The sequence below is a fragment of the Consotaella salsifontis genome, from assembly GCF_900167365.1.
GTDB classification, from domain to species: domain Bacteria; phylum Pseudomonadota; class Alphaproteobacteria; order Rhizobiales; family Rhizobiaceae; genus Consotaella; species Consotaella salsifontis.
In genome coordinates this window covers 1-19,161 of record NZ_FUXL01000015.1, presented here as the reverse complement: position 1 = coordinate 19,161, position 19,161 = coordinate 1, and the positions used below count along the sequence as shown (strand labels likewise).

12 protein-coding genes are annotated in these 19,161 nt (G+C 65.0%); 8 read left to right on the top strand and 4 right to left on the bottom strand.

What is annotated here, in order from left to right; translation table 11 throughout:
- The first annotated feature begins 57 nt into the window (after window positions 1–57).
- The 6 genes from B5D38_RS17510 to B5D38_RS17485 all read left to right on the top strand — a co-directional run bounded on the left by B5D38_RS17510 (window position 58) and on the right by B5D38_RS17485 (window position 9,397).
- Entirely contained in the window at window positions 58–2,355 is a 2,298-nt protein-coding gene (locus B5D38_RS17510; RefSeq protein WP_078709739.1) for a heavy metal translocating P-type ATPase, read from the top strand.
- Window positions 2,352–2,510, top strand: a complete 159-nt coding sequence (gene ccoS, locus B5D38_RS17505) for a cbb3-type cytochrome oxidase assembly protein CcoS (protein WP_078709738.1) — start codon at window positions 2,352–2,354, stop codon at window positions 2,508–2,510. The genes B5D38_RS17510 and ccoS overlap by 4 nt, the downstream gene beginning before the upstream one ends.
- 135 nt (window positions 2,511–2,645) lie before the next feature.
- Window positions 2,646–4,166, top strand: a complete 1,521-nt coding sequence (locus B5D38_RS17500) for a Do family serine endopeptidase (protein WP_078709737.1) — start codon at window positions 2,646–2,648, stop codon at window positions 4,164–4,166.
- Between the two features lie 104 nt (window positions 4,167–4,270).
- Window positions 4,271–4,987: a response regulator transcription factor gene (locus B5D38_RS17495; RefSeq protein WP_078709804.1), complete on the top strand. Its 717-nt coding sequence runs from the start codon at window positions 4,271–4,273 to the stop codon at window positions 4,985–4,987.
- Window positions 4,987–6,477, top strand: a complete 1,491-nt coding sequence (locus B5D38_RS17490) for a sensor histidine kinase (RefSeq protein ID WP_078709736.1) — start codon at window positions 4,987–4,989, stop codon at window positions 6,475–6,477. Before B5D38_RS17495 ends, B5D38_RS17490 begins: the two co-directional genes overlap by 1 nt.
- Window positions 6,425–9,397 (top strand): bifunctional [glutamine synthetase] adenylyltransferase/[glutamine synthetase]-adenylyl-L-tyrosine phosphorylase, encoded by a 2,973-nt coding sequence (locus tag B5D38_RS17485; RefSeq protein ID WP_078709735.1) that lies wholly within the window; start codon window positions 6,425–6,427, stop codon window positions 9,395–9,397. Before B5D38_RS17490 ends, B5D38_RS17485 begins: the two co-directional genes overlap by 53 nt.
- Before the next feature lie 66 nt (window positions 9,398–9,463).
- Here the strand turns inward: B5D38_RS17485 and B5D38_RS17480 are convergent, their stop codons facing one another.
- Window positions 9,464–11,767, bottom strand: coding sequence for a PAS domain-containing sensor histidine kinase (locus tag B5D38_RS17480; RefSeq protein WP_245319332.1), 2,304 nt, complete (start codon window positions 11,765–11,767; stop codon window positions 9,464–9,466).
- 161 nt (window positions 11,768–11,928) lie between these two features.
- The gene (pepN, locus tag B5D38_RS17475; RefSeq protein WP_078709734.1) at window positions 11,929–14,574 is read right to left on the bottom strand and encodes an aminopeptidase N; all 2,646 of its coding nucleotides are present in this window, start codon (window positions 14,572–14,574) and stop codon (window positions 11,929–11,931) included.
- 461 nt (window positions 14,575–15,035) lie between these two features.
- Between pepN and B5D38_RS17470 the strand changes: the two genes are divergently transcribed.
- Entirely contained in the window at window positions 15,036–15,995 is a 960-nt protein-coding gene (locus B5D38_RS17470) for a DMT family transporter (RefSeq protein ID WP_078709733.1), read from the top strand.
- A gap of 284 nt (window positions 15,996–16,279) precedes the next feature.
- Here B5D38_RS17470 and B5D38_RS17465 read toward each other — a convergent pair whose 3' ends face one another.
- Together B5D38_RS17465 and B5D38_RS17460 are read right to left on the bottom strand one after the other, a co-directional pair.
- Window positions 16,280–17,539 carry an MFS transporter gene (locus B5D38_RS17465; RefSeq protein ID WP_078709732.1) on the bottom strand — a complete coding sequence of 420 codons (1,260 nt, stop codon included), beginning with the start codon at window positions 17,537–17,539 and terminating at the stop codon, window positions 16,280–16,282.
- Between the two features lie 127 nt (window positions 17,540–17,666).
- Window positions 17,667–18,590 carry a uracil-DNA glycosylase family protein gene (locus tag B5D38_RS17460; protein ID WP_078709731.1) on the bottom strand — a complete coding sequence of 308 codons (924 nt, stop codon included), beginning with the start codon at window positions 18,588–18,590 and terminating at the stop codon, window positions 17,667–17,669.
- Between the two features lie 182 nt (window positions 18,591–18,772).
- On the opposite strand from B5D38_RS17460, the gene B5D38_RS17455 reads away from it, so the two are divergent.
- The coding region (locus B5D38_RS17455; protein WP_131829958.1) for an NAD(P)/FAD-dependent oxidoreductase at window positions 18,773–19,161 on the top strand (389 nt) is incomplete at its 3' end.

Genomic DNA, 19,161 nt, shown 5'->3' with positions numbered 1-19,161 from the left:
GCATCATCCTTCGGCCGTTCATGAGGTCGTTTCGATGATGCTGACATGGAGGCCCGCATGAGCTGCTGCGGGGGATCGAGCGTCTCCGAAACCGAGCTCGCGCCGGATGCGCGGGACCTTCGGCGGGAGGAATTCCTGCGCTCCGGCATCGCCGACGGCGAGGGGCGACTGAGCTTCGTCTTCTTCGCCCCGGAAGTTCATTGCGCTGCCTGCATCACCACCATCGAGAGAGGGTTGATGCGCCTCGACGGCGTGGCGTCGGCGCGCGTCAATCTCTCGACGCGGCGCGTGCGGGCCGTCGTCGATGAAGCGATGGACGATCCCTATCGCGTGGTCGAGGCGGTGGAACGGCTGGGTTATACCGTCTCGCCGATGGACTTGTCGGAGGACGATGGCCGCTCCGATCCGGTTTTCGGCGCTCTCGTGCGCGCGCTCGTGGTCGCGGGCTTTGCCGCCGGCAACATCATGCTTCTCTCGGTTTCCGTCTGGTCGGGCGCGGAGGGCGAGACGCGGCATCTCTTCCAGTTGATCTCAGGCCTGATTGCCGTGCCCGCCGTGCTCTATGCCGGCCAGCCGTTCTACCGCTCGGCTTGGGCCGCGCTGCGGGGCGGGCATCTCAACATGGACGTTCCGATCTCTCTCGCCGTCCTCCTGACGCTCGGCATGAGCATCTACGAAGCCTTTTTCGGCGGCGGCGAGACGTGGTTCGACGCTTCGGCGACGCTGCTCTTCTTCCTCCTCATCGGCCGAGTGCTTGACCAGCAGATGCGGGAAAAGGCACGCAGCTCCATCGCCCGGCTGACGCGCATGGCCGCCAAGGGCGCCATGGTGATCGATGGAGATGGCGAGGTCGGCTACGCGCCGATCGACGAGGTGAGGCCCGGCATGCGGCTTCAGGTGCCGGTCGGCGAGCGCTTCCCCGTCGATAGCCGCCTCGTTCGCGGCCGCACCGATATCGACCGTTCGCTCGCCACCGGGGAGAGTCTGCCCGCGGCCTTGGTGCCGGGCGATGTGGTGGAGGCGGGAGCCTTGAACCTGACGGCCACGGTCGAGGTGGAGGCGACGGCGGATGCCAAGCACAGCCTGATCGCCGAGATGGTTCGCCTCATGGAGGCTGCCGAACAGGGCAAGGCCGCCTATATGCGGCTGGCCGACCGCGCCGCCGCCGCCTACGCACCGGTGGTCCATATCCTCGCCTTCGCCACCTTCGCCGGATGGATGGTGGCCACGGGCGACTGGCACGACGCGTTGCGCGCAGCCATTGCCGTTCTCATCATCACCTGTCCCTGCGCCCTCGGATTGGCGGTTCCGATCGCCCAGGTCGTCGGGGCCAGCGTTCTGCTTCAACGCGGCATCCTGGTGCGCACCGGCTCCGCTTTTGAGCGGATGGCGGAGATCCGACAGGCGGTGTTCGACAAGACGGGAACGCTGACCGAGCCCGACAGTCTCGCCGTCGCCGGTACGGTGACGGACGAGACGCTGGCGCTCGCCGCCAGCCTCGCTGGCGCCAGCCGTCATCCGCTATCGCGGGCGGTCGTCTCGTCCGCCCGTTCGAGGGGGATCGCATATTCTGCCTTCGATGCCGTGACCGAGACGGCGGGCGAGGGGCTGGAGGGCAGCCTTTCCGACGGCAGGCGGATTCGCCTCGGCAAGCGATCCTTTGTCGGCGGGATTTCGGCGCAGCACGCATCAGAAGAGGCCCCGGCCAGCCTGTGGTTGGCTGCGGAGGGGGAAACCGCGCGGCCGGTGCCGGTCGAGGGCGTGCTCCGTTCGAAGGCTGGCGAAACCATCGCGACCCTTCGCGCATCCTCTTTGCCAGTGTGGATCGTCTCCGGTGATCGGCAGGAGAGCGTTTCGAGCACCGCGCGGGCACTCGGTATTCCTGAGGATCAAGCTCTCGGCGAGCTTTCTCCTCGCCAGAAGATCGAAACCGTGGAATCCCTCAGCCGGGAAGGGGCCGTGCTCTTTGTCGGCGACGGCATCAACGACGCACCCGCGCTGGCGGCAGCGCATGTCTCGATCACGCCATCCGAGGCATCGGATGTCGGGCGGGCGAGCGCCGACTTCATCTTCACCGGCCGTTCCCTTGATGCCGTAATGACGGCGCTCGACGTGTCGCGGCGCGTTCTGGCAACAGTGAAGGAGAACTTCGCCCTGGCGATTCTCTACAACGTCATCGCCGTGCCGCTCGCCGTCATCGGCGGCGTGACACCTCTCGTCGCCGCGATCGCCATGTCGGCGTCGTCGCTCGTGGTGGTCGGGAATGCGCTGCGTTTGCGTCTTGCCTTCCGCCGGCCGATTGTGCCAGCCGAGGAGCCGCGCCGCGCCGCGCCGCAAAGGGAGGCCACCGCGTGAACGTCCTCGTCATTCTGATCCCGATCGCGCTGGGACTCGGAGCCGCCGGACTGTTTGGGTTTCTCTGGGCCTATCGGAACGGGCAGTTCGATGATCTGGAGGGCGACGCGGTTCGTATTCTCGAGGATGACGAAGAGCCGCTCCCGCCCCGCTAAGTGCGCAGGATCGCACCTTACGAAACCGTCATCTCATCGAAAAGGTCCGGTAATCTCCGTTCACCTATCTAGAGTCTCGAAGACGGCAGGCCGTTGCGCCTCGCGTCGCAGAAAATCTCTGGAAAAGGACCTCCGATGCGGAACGATGTTGAAAAGAAGAGCGGTCGCAATCGTCTGCGTGCGGCCGTGCTCGCGGCCGGAGCAGCCGGTCTCGCTTTTTCGGGAGGCGTGATGACCTCCACTCTCCCGGTTTTCGCCGACCCGGTGACGGTCGAGGCGCCGGCGCAGAATTTCGGCTTTGCCGACGTGGTGTCGAGGGTTTCGCCGGCCGTCGTTTCCGTGCGTGTCACGGAGAACGTCGACACGAACATGTCGGACGGCAGCGACTTCGACAATCCGTTCGGCAATCTGCCGCCGGACCATCCGCTGCGCCGCTTCTTCCAGTTCGGCAATCCCGACATGCCCAATGGCGGGCAGCGCCCCTCTCGCCCGCACAAGGCGATGGCGCAGGGGTCGGGCTTCTTCATCTCCGATGACGGCTATCTCGTCACCAACAATCACGTGGTTGAGGATGGCTCGGACTTCACCGTCGTGCTGGACGATGGAACGGAGCTCAAGGCCAAGCTCATTGGCGCCGACAAGCGCACCGATCTCGCGGTTCTGAAGGTCGATCCCAACGGCCGCAAGTTCACCTATGTCGAGTTCGGCGACGATTCGAAGGTGCGCGTCGGCGACTGGGTCGTGGCGGTCGGCAATCCGTTCGGTCTTGGCGGCTCCGTGACCGCCGGCATCATCTCGGCGCGCGGCCGCGATATCGGCGCTGGCCCTTACGACGACTTCCTTCAGATCGACGCGGCCGTGAACCGGGGCAACTCGGGTGGCCCGGCCTTCGATCTCCAGGGCAAGGTGATCGGCGTCAATACCGCCATCTTCTCGCCCTCGGGCGGCAATGTCGGCATCGCGTTCGCCATTCCGGCAACCGTCGCCAAGAGCGTCGTCCAGTCGCTTCGTGAGCACGGCAATGTCGAGCGCGGATGGCTCGGCGTCCAGATTTCGGCGGTGACGAAGGATATCGCCGAGGCCGTGGGGCTGGCGGAGCCGAAGGGCGCCATCGTCACCATGCCGGACAGCGATACGCCGGCGACGGAAGCGGGTATCCAGACGGGCGACGTCATCACGGCGGTCAACGGCCAGACGGTCGACGGCCCGCGCGAATTGTCGCGCACCATCGCGGCCTTCCGGCCCGGCACCAAGGTGGACATCACCATCTGGCGGAACGACAAATCGAAGACGGTGTCGGTGACGCTGGGCGACCTCGCGACATTGGACAAGGAGACCAATGCGGGAACCGACAACGCGCCCTCGCGTCCCGGCGCCGCAACCTCCTCGCTCTCGGGCTATGGGCTGACCATCACGCCTTCCGATGATGGCGAAGGGCTGGTGATCACCGATGTCGATCCGTCCTCGGCGGCGGCCGACAAGGGCATCGAAACCGGCGACGTTATCGTCTCGATCAACGGCAACGACGTGAAGTCCCAGGGCGATGTGGACAAGGCCTTGAAGAGCGCCAACGATGCGGGGCGCAAGGCGGCCCTGTTCCAGTTGCGCACCAACGGTCAGAACCGCTTCGTGGCGCTGCCCCTGTCCAAGGGCTGACGCCGCCTCCCGTCACTGGCGGGTGAAGCAACCCGTGGTTTCCTGCGGCGGCGGATCGACACGATCTGCCGCCGTTGTCGTTTCCCCCCTTGCCGGAGGGCCTTATGATGGTCTTCGCCGAATCGAAACCAGACCTTGCGTCCATGCGCATCCTGATCATCGAAGACGACCACGAAGCCGCCCAGTATCTCGTCAAGGCGTTGCGCGAGGCCGGTCATGTTGCCGACCACGCCGGCGACGGAGACGAGGGCCTGTTCATGGCCACATCCCGCGCTTACGACGTCTTGGTGGTGGACCGGATGCTGCCGAAGAAGGACGGGCTTTCCGTGGTCGCGGCGCTGCGCGGGCGCAGCGACACCACTCCAATTCTCATCCTTTCCGCGCTGGGACAGGTGGACGATCGCGTGACCGGGCTGCGGGCCGGGGGCGACGATTATCTTACCAAGCCATTCGCCTTTTCCGAGTTGCTGGCGCGCGTGGAGGTGCTCGGCCGTCGCCGCGGAGGCAGCGACATCGAAACCGTTTACCGGGTCGGCGATCTGGAACTCGACCGGCTGTCCCACGAAGTGCGACGCGGCGGCAAGCCGATCGTGCTGCAACCGCGAGAGTTTCGCCTGCTTGAATATCTGATGAAGCACGCCGGGCAGGTCGTCACGCGCACCATGCTTCTGGAGAACGTCTGGGATTATCACTTCGACCCCCAGACCAACGTCATTGACGTCCATATCTCGCGCCTGCGCTCGAAGATCGAGCGCGACTTCGATAAGCCGCTGCTCCACACCGTGCGCGGCTCCGGCTACATCATGCGCACCGACGACTGATGGCGGCGTCCGCAGACGGCGGCAGGCGGGGCTTCGGTAAGCGCCTCAAGGCGCTGTCGCGCATGGCGGCGGTGCGCCTCTCGGCGGTGTTCCTGCTGCTTTTCGCCGTGTTTGCCCTGGTCCTCGTCGTCTATGTGAACGCAACCGCGTCAAACATCCTGCTGTCCCAAAGCCGGCAGGCCATCTCCGACGAAATCGAGGATATCGACGGCATTTACCAGGCCGCCGGAATCATCGGACTTGTGCAGACGATCGCCGTGCGCTCGCGCCAGCCGGGCGCCTCGCTTTATCTCCTCACCGATCCGCTCGGCCGCATCCTGGCCGGCAACGTCCAGAGTCTCGCTGCGGGCGTTCTCGATCGTGAGGGGTATATCTCCGAACCCTTCTTCTATCAGCGCTTCGGCGAAAAGGACGGCGGGCAGATCCATCGGGCCGTTGCCCAGATCGAGGAATTGCCCAACGGCATGCACCTACTCATCGGGCGGGATCAGGGAGACGAGGAGCGCTTCAACGCGCTGGTGAAGCGCACCGTCATCTTCGCGCTCGCCCTTATGACGGCGGGTGCGTTGGCGGCCTGGCTTCTCGTCGGACGACGGGCGCTGCGGCGCATCGACCGGATGAGCGAGGCGAGCGCGCGCATCATGGCGGGCGACCTTTCGGAGCGTCTGCCCGTGACTGGAGCCGGCGACGAATTCGACCGGCTCTCCGACAATCTGAACCGGCTGCTGGCGCGGATCGCCCTGCTTCAGGAAGGGCAGCGGCAGGTTTCCGACAGCATCGCGCATGACTTGAAGACGCCCTTGACGCGACTGCGCAACCGCGCCGAGGCAGCACTCGGCGACAGCCCGGAAAGTACCCCGCAACGCGCGGCGCTCGAAGGCATGATAGGCGAGGCGGACCAGATGATCCGCACCTTCGACGCTCTTCTGATGATCTCTCGGGTCGAAGCCGGGTTCCACCCCGCGATGATGACCAGGGTGGACCTCGGTGAAATCGTCGCCGACGTTGCCGAGCTATACGAACCGCTGGCGGAGGAGGCCGGTGCCAAGCTGGTCGTCGGGGAATGCGAACCGGTGATGAGTGAAGTCAGCCGCGAGCTGTTGGCGCAGGCGCTTTCCAACCTGATCGACAATGCTCTCAAGTATGCGCAACCAGCGGAAGGGCCGACACGCATCACCCTGTCGCTTGCAAGACAGGACGATCATTGTCAGCTTTCGGTGGTGGACAATGGTGCCGGCATTCCGGAGGATAAGCGCGAACGGGTTCTCGAACGCTTCTTTCGACTTGATCAAAGCCGCTCGAAGCCTGGCTCGGGGCTGGGGCTTTCCCTCGTCCAGGCGATTGCCCAGCTTCATGGCGGCCGTGTCGTTCTCGGCGACGCAGGGCCGGGACTTCGCATAACGCTCGACTTGCCGATTAGAGGAGGAACCGAGGCTCATGAACGAAAGCGGGACGAGCCGGCTGAAGATCGGCGGACCCATCCATCCTGAGCCGCTCGACAAGGATCGGGCTGCGGAATGGCTGCGCGATCTTGCGGAGCGTGCCACAGCGGAGGACCTGCCGGCGCTTCGGCATTTCCTCGAGGCCGGGGATGAAGCGGATCGTGCGCGCCTCTCGGCCGTGCTCGATCTTTCTTCCTTCCTCAACTCGCTGATCCTCATCCACCCCGATTGGCTGGAGCGCCTGTTTCAGGAGGACGCAGGGGCGCGCATTACCGCCGTCGTCGAGGAGTTGCGGCAGCTTCCCGGCACGGAGAGTTCGGAGACGCGGCTGATGGCGCAGCTGCGCCGGCTGCGCAATGAAGCCTCGCTCCTGATCGCGTTGCGGGATCTTTTTGGCGCAGCCGACGCGCGCCGGACGACCGCCGACCTTTCCGATCTCGCCGAGGCCGCGGTGGGGGCAGCGCTTCGCTTCTGCCTGCTCGATCTCGACCGGACCGGAAAGATACGTCTGCCTGATCGGGATCGACCGGAGGAGGGAGCGGGCCTCTTCGTTCTGGCCATGGGCAAGCTGGGCGGACGGGAGCTCAACTACTCCAGCGATATCGACATCATCTGCTTCTTCGACTCGCGGGCGCCGGCCATTCTCGATCCAGGCGAGGCCGTCGACATCTATTCGCGCCTGGTGCGCCGTCTGGTGCGGATGATCGGCGAGCGCACCGCCGACGGCTATGTCTTCCGCACCGATCTGAGGCTGCGGCCGGACCCTGGCGCCATGCCCTTGGCCATCCCTGTATCAACCGCGCTCTCCTATTACGAAAGCAGCGGGCGCAACTGGGAGCGCACCGCCTTCGTCAAGGCGCGAACCATCGCGGGCGATCAGGCCGCCGCCGCCAACTTCTTTTCCGAGATCACGCCCTTCATCTGGCGCAAGTACCTCGACTTCGCTGCGATCTCCGACATCAAGGCGATGAAGGAGCGGATCGATCGGCATCGCGGCTTCGAGGGGCTGGCGGTGGCCGGCCACAACGTCAAGCTCGGGCGTGGTGGCATACGGGAAATCGAGTTCTTCGTTCAGACCCAGCAGATCATCGCGGGCGGGCGTTCGCCGCGCCTGCGTGTGCGCTCCACGGAGGATGCGCTGCACGAGCTGGTCGAGGGCGGTTGGATCGCCAAGGAGACCGCGAGCGAGCTCATCGTCGCCTATTGGTTCCTGCGCCGGGTCGAACACGCCGTGCAGATGGTCGCCGACGAGCAGACGCACAGTCTGCCCGAGGACGAGGAAGGGCTCCTGCGGATCGCAAAGCTCCTTGGTTTCAAGGACTTTTCCGCATTTTCCGCCGAGCTGATGCGGCACATGGAGGTGGTTGATCAGCGGTTTGGTGAGCTTTTCGCCGGCGATCGCGGCCCGCTGCCGGAGCACTCCCGGATCGGGCGGCTTTTCGGCGGAGACGAGGACTCACGTCTTGTCGATTATCTGACCGAAATCGGCTTCCAGCGTCCGGACGATATTGCCAGGGTCATCCGCGCCTGGGGCGTCGGGCGATATCGCGCGACGCGGTCCGACGCTGCCCGCACCCAGCTCTCGCGCGTCCTGCCGCTTCTCCTGCGCACCTTCGGGCGCGCGCGCGATCCCGACGCGGCGCTCGCGGCGTTTGACGCCTTCCTGGAAAGACTTCCCTCGGGGCTACAGTTCTTCGCGCTGATTGCGGCCAATCCGAAACTGCTCGAACTTCTCGCGCTGGTCATCACCAGCGCGCCGCGCCTCGCCGGCACAATCGTCGCGCGGCCTCATGTCTTCGATGCGCTGATCGATCCCGCCTTCTACCGCGAGACGCCGACGCGGGCGCTGCTCGCCGAAAGGCTGGAGGCATTTCTTCACGATGCGGAGGATTACGAAGACACGCTGGCGCGCCTTCGCATCTTTGCTTCCGAGCAGCAGTTCCTGGTGGGGGCGCGCCTTCTGTCGGGGACCATGCAGGGCGAAGGCGCCGGCGCGGCCTTCTCGAACATCGCCGATCTGGTCATCGCCTCGGCGTTCGAGGCGGTGGAGGCCATGTTCATCGAGCGCCATGGCCGTGTTTCGGGCGGGCGCATGGTGCTGCTCGGCATGGGGCGTCTGGGCAGCCGGGAGCTGACGGCGGGGTCCGACGTCGACCTGATGCTGCTCTACGATCACGACGACGGCGCCGAGCAGTCGGACGGCGACAAGTCGCTGCCGACGTCGGTCTACTACATGAGGCTGACGCAACGCCTGATTGCGGCCCTGTCCTCTCCCATGGGTGAGGGGGTGCTGTACGAGGTCGACTTCCGGCTTCGACCTTCCGGCAACAAGGGGCCGCTCGCCACGCACATCGATTCCTTCCGCAGCTATCAAAAGGACCAGGCATGGACCTGGGAGCGGATGGCGCTGACGCGCTCTCGACCGGTGGCAGGTGATCCCGGTTTCATCGACGAGGTCAAATCGACGATCAGGGACATTCTCGGCGAGCCGCGCGATGAAAGCTCGATCCGCAACGATATCGCGGCGATGCGGGCTCGCATTGAGCGGGACAAGCCGGCGCGCGGGGCTCTCGATCTCAAGCTGCGAGCGGGGGGACTGATCGACCTCGAGTTCATCGCGCAGTGGGCAATCCTCGAAGGGCGCGTTTCGCTTGATTTCATCGGGTGCCCGACAGTCGAGGTCATCGCGGTGGCGGAACGCGCCGGCGTCATTCCGAGCCTTGGCTTGGGGCTGTCGCTGGAAATGGCGATGCAGGCCTTCACCCGCATCATTCAGCTGATGCGTCTGGGACCCCAAGGGTGTTGGAGAGTGGGCGAATTGCCGCCGGGCCTCGCCGACCGCATCGCCGAAACGCTCGATCTTCCGAGCCAGGATCAGATCGAGACGACGACCGACGAGATTGCCGGATCTGTGCGGCAGGCGTTTCTCTCGCTCCTGCCGTTTCCGGAAAAGCCTTCGGCGGATTGAGAGCGGGAAGACGCCGCCCGTCCGATGCGGGCGGCAAGCCATGGCAGGATGCTCGGCCGACGAGGCTCAGGCCGCAGCGTCGAAGCTGTCGCCGCTATCCGTGTGACGCGCCGGGAGGCGAAGCGACACCACCGTTCCTTCGCCGACCGTCGAGGCGATGCGCAGGCGGCCGCCATGAAGCTCGATCAGGGAGCGTGCGATCGCGAGGCCTAGTCCTGTGCCCTTGTTGGTGCGGGTGAGCTCATTCTCCACCTGTTCGAAGGGACGGCCGAGTGTCTCCAGCGCCGAGCGCGGAATGCCGATGCCGGTATCGGAGATGGAGATGACCACCGCGTCACCCAGCGTTCGCGCCCGGACGGCAACGTCTCCCTCGTTGCCGGTGAACTTCACCGCGTTGGCCAAAAGGTTCAAGAGGATCTGCTTGGCGGCGCGGCGATCCGCGACGACCGAAAGGTTGTGCTCGATCTGCGCCTTGACCCTGATGGACTTCTGTTCGGCCTGAACCTTGATGATGTTCATGGCGTCGGCGATCGTATCGGCGAGATTCATCGGCTCCTGCGTCAGCAGCAGGCGACCGGCCTCGATCTTGGACATGTCGAGAATGTCGTTGATCAGGCGAAGGAGATAGTGGCCACTCTGATGGATGTCGGAGGCGTACTCGGTGTAGCGCTCGCAGCCGAGGGGGCCGAAGCTGCCCTGGCACATGATCTCGGAAAAGCCGATGATGGCGTTGAGCGGCGTGCGCAGCTCGTGGGACATGTTGGCGAGGAACGTCGTCTTGGCGCGGTTGGCAGCCTCGGCGCGCTCCTTCTCGACCACGTAGCTGCGGTTGAGGGTGGCAAGTTGGTGGGCCTTGGCCTCGGCGTCGCGCCGGGCGACGGAAAGGTCGCTGATCGTCGCCATCAACCGGCGTTCTGAGTCGCTCAGGCGCTCCTGGTGCATCTTCAGTGGCGTGACGTCAGTGCCGATGGACACGAACCCGCCGTCGGTCAGTTGCCGCTCCGAAATCTGCAGCCAGCGTCCGTCCGGCAGCAGCGCCTCCATCACCCGTTCGCCGGAGCTCAGGCTGGAGTTGGCGAGAGGCCGGTTCTCGATGGGCTTGCGGGCGCGGGCCATGACTGTGGCATAAGGCGTCCCCGGCCGTACTTCCTCTTCGGTGAGCCCGAGGACCTGCTGATATTTGGTGTTGCACAGCACGAGGCGGCGATTGCTATCCCAAAGGACGAAGCTCTCGGAGATGTTCTCGATGGCGTTGAAGAGGCGAATGTCCGCTTCTTCGCTGCGGCGTGCCAGCGTCTGCTGGTCGGTCACGTCGATGGCGATGCCGATGACGTGGATGTCGCCATCAAGGGAGCGCATCACCTCGGCTCGCGCGCGAAGCCAGCGGTATTCTCCGCTCTCGTGGCGCATGCGGAAGCTACGGTCGAGATTGGTCAGCTTGCCGGCGGCGGTGGCCCGCGCGATAAGGAGGAGATCGCCATCCTCAGGGTGGATGCGCTCGGCAACCTCGGCAAAGGAGATGATGCTTTCGCCCGGCTGCATGCCGAGGATCTCGTACATCGAGCGGGACCAGTACATGCGGCCACGCGCGATATCCCAGTCCCAAAGGCCGCAGCGGCCGCGCGCCAGCGCGGTATCGACGCGCTGGTGAGCCTCTACATAGAGGCTGTTGGATTCCCGCGCGTGGCTCATCTGACGGAAATAGCCCTGAAGGATCGCCAGCATGAGCAGGCTGGTGATGGCGTAAAGGGTGACCTCGGTGGAGATGGCGCTGCGCCAGGGGGCGAGGATGTCCGCCTCGTTCTGGATCAGGGTGATCGAGCCCAGAGGCTGATCCAAAAGGGCGTTGACGACGATGGCGTCCTCGCCGTCGAAGGTCGAATCGAGAACGCCGGCCTGGACGCCGAACATCAGGAGCGGGTGAACGCCGGGTAGCAGTTCGCCGAGACGACGACCGACGAAGCGGTCGTAGCCCGCCGTTGTGCCGATGACCTTGCCGCTTTGATCGCAAACGAGCGCGAAAATGCCGCCGGAGGTCAGCTCTGTCGGCAGCGCGCTGTTCAAGAGCGCGGAAGCCTCTGCCGCCATGCCTTCCGCCGGACGCGGAGCCGCAACGCCACGGTTCTGAAGGAGGCTGGCCGCGATCTGCAGCTTCTGCCGCGCGGCCGTTTCTGCGTCATGCTCATCCTGGATCAGCGTCGCGAACCGGGCACAGGCGAGGCCGCCCAGAAAGAGCACGACGAATATCGGGATGGAGCGGCCAAGGAAATCCGTAGACGCCAGCGGGCGAGACAGCACCCGCCTGGCGGTGGCGCGGGGCGAGACCGCGAGCCTGTTCCAGAGAGTTGCCCAATCCAGAAAATTGAGCAAACGTCTCCTAATCGGCACGCTTGACGCGTCCGCCCCCATCATCTGATCCCTCGTGTTCCGCCGCACGATCCGGAACCCTCATTCCGAATCGTTAACAATTGATCAGATGCGAATCACCTTGTCCAGACCTTGCGCCGGACTCGGAAGTGTGCCTGAGTCAACTAGCGAAGCGAACGATCCACAATATCCCGCAGGTCGACTGAAAGGTTCGGCTGGTTCGCCAAATCCTCGAGTGTTGCCTGCGCGGCAGCTCGTCTCTTTGCCTCGAAGCTGCGCCAGGAGCGGAAGGCTGTCGCCACGCGCGCCGCGACCTGAGGATTGAGGCGGTCGATCTCCAGAAGCTTCCTGCCGACCCAGCGATATCCGTCGCCGTCCGCCCGGTTGAAGGCCACCTGATTGCCGGACGCGAAGGTGCCAACCAGCGCGCGCACGCGGTTCGGCGTGGTCAGGGTGAAAAGCGGGTGGCTCTCGAGCTGGCGCACCGCCTCGAGCGTTTCAGGGCGCGGCACGGCGGCCTGAATGGCGAACCACTTGTCCATGACCAGGGTGTCGCCCTTATGGCGTTCATAGAACAGCGCCAAAGCGTCGACGCTCGCCGGAGCCTCGGGGAAGTGGTTGATCAGGACGGAGAGAGCAGAGAGCCGGTCGGTCATGTTGCGGGCTGCGGCAAACTGGCGCGCCGCGATGGCCGGGTCCTTCGCGCCTACTGCGACGTATTCGAGCGCCGCATTGGCAAGAGCTCGACGGCCGGCGCTTTCCGGGGCGGGGGAGAATGGCGCGTCATTGGCCATTTCGGCCCGCAGCGCCGAAAAGACCTCGCGGCCGGCTTCTCCGACGGCTCGCAGCATGTCGTTGCGGGCCGCATGCACTGCGTCGGGGTCGATGTTTTCCCCAATCAGGCGGGCGATTTCTGATTCGCCGGGAAGCGACAGGGTCTGGGCGCGAAGCTCGGGGTCCAGACGCCCATCGGCGGCGACGGATACGAGCGCCTCACAGATGTCGGGGTTGATCCTAGAGGCAGAGCCCGAGCTTGCACTCTCGGTGGCGCGCTTCAACTCCGCGCTGACAGAGTCGGAGAGAGCACGCCAGCGGTTGAAGGGATTGGGGTCGAGCCGGGCGAGGGCGAGGCGGTCCTGCTCCGTCTCATCGCTGATGAGCGTGACGGGCGCAGAAAAGTCACGCAGGATCGACAGCAGCGGTCGGTTCCCCAGGCCGCCGAAGACGACGCGCTCCTCGCGCCGGGTGAGGTGGATGACGTCGCCCTCGACCTTTGCCCCCGAAACCGTCTCGAAGCTCATGTCCTCGCCGTTCGGGCCGACAAGGCCGAAACGGATCGGGATATGCATGGGCTCGATGCCGGTCTTCGCCGCGCCGCGCGTCAGCTCCTGGCGCAACGTCAGCGTGAGCGTGGCTGCCTTTGCGTCAAAGGCGCTTTCCACGGTGAGCGTGGGTGTGCCCGCCTGGTCGTACCAAAGCATGAACTGCGACAGATCGACTTCGCCCGCTTCCTCGAAGCACCGGATGAAGTCCTCTACCGTCGCGGCCTCGCCGTCGTGGCGCTCGAAATAGAGATCCATGCCGGCGCGGAAGCGTGTGCGTCCGAGGATGGTCTCGATCATGCGCACCAGCTCGGCGCCTTTCTCGTAGACGGTCGAGGTGTAGAAGTTGTTGATCTCGCGGTATTCGTGTGGCCGCACCGAATGCTGAAGCGGCCCCTGATCCTCGGGATACTGATGGGCCTTGAGGGTCCGCACCGAGGCGATGCGCTTGACCGGGCGCGAGCGCTCGTCGGCGCTGAATTCCTGGTCGCGAAAGACCGTCAGCCCCTCCTTGAGGCAGAGCTGAAACCAGTCGCGGCAGGTGATGCGGTCGCCCGTCCAGTTGTGAAAGTACTCGTGGGCGATGACCGTCTCGACCCCCGCATAGTCCGCGTCCGTCGCCGTGTCGGCGTCGAGAAGCACGTAGCGATGGTTGAAGACGTTGAGGCCCTTGTTCTCCATCGCGCCCATGTTGAAGTCGGAAATCGCGACGATGGAAAAAACGTCCAGATCGTATTCGCGGCCGAACCGGCGCTCGTCCCAGGTCATAGACCGCTTCAGCGCGTCCATCGCGTAGCTCGCCCGTGGGCTCAGGCCCTTTTCAGTGTAGATGGCAAGAGCCACGTCGCGGCCGCTCGCCGTGACGAAGCTGTCGTGCAGCGCGTCGAGATCGCCGGCGACCAGGGCAAAGAGGTAGCAGGGCTTGGGAAACGGGTCGTCCCAGACCGCAAAATGCCGGCCCTCGGCGAGCGGGCCTTTTTCGGCCGGGTTGCCATTTGACAGGAGAATTGGTGCTGCTCGCCGGTCCGCCTCGACCCGCACGCGGAAGACCGCGAGCACGTCGGGCCGGTCGAGATAATAGGTGATGCGGCGGAAGCCCTCCGCCTCGCACTGGGTGCACCAGATGCCGTTGGAACGGTAGAGGCCCATGAGCTTGGTGTTGGCCTCGGGCGCGATCCGCGTTTCCACCGTCAGTTCGAACGGACCCGCGGCCGGAAGCTCCTCGATGCGAAGCTCGTCTGCCTTGGCGGCGTAGCGCTCCGCAGGAAGAGGCGTCCCGTTCAGCGCGAGCGCCGTCAATGTCAGCTCATCTCCGTCGAGAACCAGCGCCGTCGAGGGCGAGGTACCCGCCCGCCGCTCCATCGTGAGCTTGGAGCTGACTTCTGCGAAGCCCTCGAACAGTCGAACCGTCATGTCCACGCGGTGGATGACGAAATCGGACGGCCGGTAGTCCTCGAGCCGGATGATTTGTCCCTGATCGGTTTCCATGGCCTTCCTCACTTTCATAACCCTCTGCCCGAGGGATTAGCGGCGCCTCACGTGGTTGCCAACGGCGCGAAGGATGTGAGGCAACCGTTTTGGTGCACGAAATGCAGATTTCTTTCTCGACGCTGGTCGACAACGCTATAGATGAGACAGTCCGATGCCGAATGCTGCGTCGGCTCCGCCCACCTTCGCATTCTCATCCGGAGTTTCGCTGATGATCCTCGTGCGCTCGCCATCGCTGCGTCAAGCACCTTTGGCGCGCCTCGACCGCGCCGATCCTTCGCTGTCTTGCGCCCGGCCACGAACGCCGAAAGGCCCGCCGGGGACGATGTTCCGTTCCCAAGACCTGAGCTACTGACGCCCGCGCTGGGCCGCCTCTAAGCGGACGGTACGTCCTTCCGCTGTCGCAGATGGTGTTCGCCCGCGCCCTCCCGGTCCTTCCTGCCGCAAGATCAAATAGAACGATGGACTCGTCTCCTTCCTCGCCGCCGGTGACGGCGCAGCCGAACACCGCTCTCGGCATCAGCCTCAAGATCGTCTCCGTCGTCTTCTTCGTCGGAATGCAGACCTGCATCAAGGCGGCAGGTCCCGAGGTGCCGCCCGGCGAGATCGTCTTCTTCCGCTCGTTCTTCGCCCTGGTGCCCGTCGCCGCCTATCTCGGCTGGCTCGGCATTCTCAAAACGGCGTTCGTGACCAACGATCTGCTTGGCCATGTCTGGCGCGGCATCGTGGGCGTCACCTCGATGGGGCTCGGCTTCTTCGCCCTGACGCGGCTGCCCTATCCGGAATTTGTCGCGATCTCCTATGCCTCGGCGCTTCTCACCGTCGTCTTCGCCGCCATCTTCCTGCGCGAGGTCGTGCGCTCCTACCGCTGGACGGCGGTGATCGTCGGGCTTGCCGGCGTGTTCGTCGTCTCGGCGCCCAAGCTGACCATTCTGGGCTCAGGCTTCGGCAACGCGGAAACCTCGGGCGTCGTCATCGCCCTGGCGGCGGCTGCGGTCGGCGCCGTCGCGGCTATCCAGGTGCGCAGGCTTGTGCGGACGGAGCGAACGGCGACGATCGTTCTCTATTTCTCGATCATGTGCAGCGCGATTGCTCTCCTGTCGATCTTCTTCGGCTGGAAGGTGCCGACGCGGATGGAGGCGACCTACCTCGTCGCCGCCGGGCTCTGTGGCGGAATGGGGCAGCTGCTTCTCACCGGCTGCTATCGCTATGCCGACGCCTCCACGATCGCGCCCTTCGAATACAGCTCGCTCATCCTGGCCATCGGCGTTGGCGTGTTCCTGTTCGACGAGACGATCTCTCTGACGACGATCATCGGATCGCTTATCGTCATCGGCGCCGGCGTCTTCATCATCTATCGTGAGCATCAGCTCGGTATCGAGCGTAACAAGGCTCGCCGGGTGACAACGCCCAACGGTTGACCGGAAAACGCGAGTCGCATGAATCCTTTGCCGGCCGGCCTTCGAGCTCATGTTGAGCGGCCGGCGCATTCGGCTCTTCATCATATGGTGAAGGATCGGTTAATCCCCCTAACCGTCGGATGAACCAGGGAAAATCATGTAGCGATCGTGCAATATGCAGCGGCGATCGACCACCGCTGCATATGCCGACCGGAGAGGCGGCTGGCCGACATGGGCGGTGATTCAAGCAGCCCACCCAAGCAATTGGCGGCATTGAAGAAACCGCCACTGCCGCCGTTGTTGCGTCAGCGCATTTCCACGACCTGCTCGGCGGCCTCCGCGCGCGGATCGAGCACGAAAGTCGCCGGCGTTTGTGTCCGCGCGAAGGGGATCGTCTGGAAGTCTGTTCGATCCTCCTGCCGCGGTGCCTCGCGCCGGAAGGTGCGGTAGAACGGATAGATCGCGAAGGCGGCCATGGAAACGAGCGTCGCCACGAAGATGCCGCGTGGGCCGAGTTTGGCCATCAGGGCGGCCGCGAAGAGAGGGCCGCCCATGGTGCCGAAGCCATAGAGAATGAGCAGGCCCGACGAGATGGTCACGAAGTCCTTTTCCGCAGCGTAGTCGTTGGCGTGAGCGACGGCCAGGGAATAGGAGGGGTACATGACGCCGCCGATGGCAAAGGCGATCGCGAAGAAATAGGCCGAGCTTACCGAGCCCGAGAACGTGGCGATCGCCGAGACGGCCGCGCCGATCAGCCCGACGAGGGCCATAACGTAGCGCCGGTCCATGCGATCCGAAAAGCGGCCCAGGGGATACTGGAAGGCAATGCCGCCGGCCATCGTGGCCACCAGGAGGGTGGCGATCTCCGTCGTGTTGAAGCCGAGCCGTTCCGCGAAGACCGGCGCCATGTTGCTCCACGCGCTCGCCATGACGCCCGCCATGAACACGCCGACGGCGGCCGCCGGGGAGTTGTGGTAGATCATCGGCACGTCGAGTTTGACGACGGTCAGCGGCGTAGGGGCGGGGGCGCGCGACAGCGCCGTTGGAATCACCGCGAGAGCGAATAGAATGGCGCCCAGCATGAAGGGCGTGTCGAGCTCGGGCCGCGAGAGCGGCATGACATACTGACCCGCCATCATCGCGACCATGGTCACGATCATGTAGATCGAGAAGACGGTGCCGCGCGTCTCGTTGGTGACGCGCTCGTTGAGCCAGCTCTCGATGACCATGTAGGACCCGGCGAGCGCAAAGCCCGACAGGCCGCGAATCAGCACCCAGGCGATGGGATGGATGATCAGCGCGTTCATCAGCACCGCGATGGCCAGAAGCGCTGCGAGGCTGGCGAAGGTGCGCACATGGCCGGCGCTGCGAACGATGCGCGGAGCAACCAGGCAGCTCGCCGTGAACGCCACGGCGTAGCCCGTTCCGAGGAACCCGATTTCATAGGCCGACCAACCCTCGATCGACGCGCGAACCGGCAGCAGGATTCCCTGCAGCCCGGCGCCGGCAAGAAGAAAGAAGGTGGACGACATCAATGCCGCAATGGGGAGAATCGGGAGAGACATGAAGGTGGCCTGATGTTCGCGGGATGCTGATCGCGGGGCGAATTTCGTCGCTCGTTTGGGCCGACTAGCCGCGCCGTATCGCATTTCGATGAACTTGGCGAGAAGGCGCCCGGGAAAAATAACCCGCTCAGGAGGGCTGCGAGCCCTTCCCGTCGCCGTCCAGCCGCTCCTTCAGGGCCAGGAGATCGCGCCAGGCGAGGCGCTTCTGGGCGGGCTGGCGCAGGAGATAGGCGGGATGAAGCATCGGCATCGCCGGCACGATCTCCTCCTGCTCCACACCATAAGTGAAGCTCAGCCAGCGCCCGCGAAGGCGCATGATGCCCTCGTCGGTGCGAAGCACGGCCTTCACCGCCGGCGAGCCCAGGCAGACGATGATTCGCGGGCGCACCAGCTCGATCTGGCGGATGATGAAGGGGCGGCAGATTTCCGTCTCGGCCGGCGTCGGCGGCCGGTTGCCCGGCGGGCGCCAGGGCACGGTGTTGGTGACGCGCACCGCCTGCCGCTCAACGCCGATGGCAGAGAGCATCCGGTCCAGGAGCTTTCCCGAGCGGCCGACGAAGGGAGCGCCGGCTGCATCCTCCTCCCGTCCCGGAGCCTCGCCGATAAACATGAGGTCGGCATCAGCCGCCCCGTTGCCGAAAACCAGCGACCGCGCCGTGGCTTTGAGATTGCAGCCCTCGAAGCTGGCGAGAGAGGCCTCCAGCTCTTCGAGCGACGCCGCCGAACGTGCCCGCTCGCGAGCATCGGCAATGGCGACGTCGTCGGGAACCGCGACCCGCACCGTCGCAAATGCCTGGGGTGCCGACGGTTGCGGCGCGGCGCGAGTGGCCTCGTCGCCGGATGATGCTCTAGCGCTTGCGGCTTCTCTCTGCTGCGGTGCGGCCGTTTCGGCCCTGTTCTTGGCGCGGGTTTGCGCGGCGGCCTCTTGTTCGGTTTCCGCGAAGCGATTGCGTGGCGCTTCCCCGACCAGCACGTCGATGCCGGCCTCGGCGTAGAAGGCGAGAAGGGCCGCCGCCTCTCGTCCGGGTCTGCGATCCGCGCTGTTGCTCATGGCTTTGTCTTAGGGGAAGGCGCGACAAAAAGCGACCGTCCTTCCTGGACGTCCGTCGTGGCACGTTCCATCAGGCCAAATTGTTCCTGTTTTGCCGACATTTCTCAAGGCCGCTGCTCTTGCCGCACGCGTTCGGGCGCGTTAGCGCCAGGGATGCGCATAGACGATTGAAGGACTTAAAGATGAGCGACGTCGGAACGCTTCCCGAACGAGAGAGCATGGAGTTCGACGTTGTGATCGTTGGTGCCGGGCCTGCAGGCCTGTCGGCGGCGATCCGGCTGAAGCAGCTCGACCCTGATCTTTCGGTGGTGGTTCTGGAGAAGGGCTCGGAGGTCGGCGCGCATATTCTCTCAGGCTGCGTGCTCGACCCTTCGGCGCTCGACCGTCTGCTGCCGGAATGGCGCGGCGAGGGCGGGCCGGATGCGATCCCGGTCGAGGCCGAGCGCTTCCACGTTTACGGCCCGCAGGGCGGCATTCGCCTGCCGACGATGCTGATGCCGAAGCTGATGCACAATCGCGGCTGCTTCGTCGTCGAGCTCGGGCCGCTGTGCCGCTGGCTCGCCGAGAAGGC

What these genes read in the sequence shown, in the direction of transcription:
- B5D38_RS17465 (WP_078709732.1), bottom strand. Translation starts at nt 17,539, where the DNA reads ATGTCTCTCCCGATTCTCCCCATTGCGGCATTGATGTCGTCCACCTTC.
- B5D38_RS17460 (WP_078709731.1), bottom strand. Translation starts at nt 18,590, where the DNA reads ATGAGCAACAGCGCGGATCGCAGACCCGGACGAGAGGCGGCGGCCCTT.
- B5D38_RS17470 (WP_078709733.1), top strand. Translation starts at nt 15,036, where the DNA reads ATGGACTCGTCTCCTTCCTCGCCGCCGGTGACGGCGCAGCCGAACACC.
- B5D38_RS17490 (WP_078709736.1), top strand. Translation starts at nt 4,987, where the DNA reads ATGGCGGCGTCCGCAGACGGCGGCAGGCGGGGCTTCGGTAAGCGCCTC.
- B5D38_RS17500 (WP_078709737.1), top strand. Translation starts at nt 2,646, where the DNA reads ATGCGGAACGATGTTGAAAAGAAGAGCGGTCGCAATCGTCTGCGTGCG.
- B5D38_RS17485 (WP_078709735.1), top strand. Translation starts at nt 6,425, where the DNA reads ATGAACGAAAGCGGGACGAGCCGGCTGAAGATCGGCGGACCCATCCAT.
- pepN (WP_078709734.1), bottom strand. Translation starts at nt 14,574, where the DNA reads ATGGAAACCGATCAGGGACAAATCATCCGGCTCGAGGACTACCGGCCG.
- B5D38_RS17495 (WP_078709804.1), top strand. Translation starts at nt 4,271, where the DNA reads ATGATGGTCTTCGCCGAATCGAAACCAGACCTTGCGTCCATGCGCATC.
- B5D38_RS17510 (WP_078709739.1), top strand. Translation starts at nt 58, where the DNA reads ATGAGCTGCTGCGGGGGATCGAGCGTCTCCGAAACCGAGCTCGCGCCG.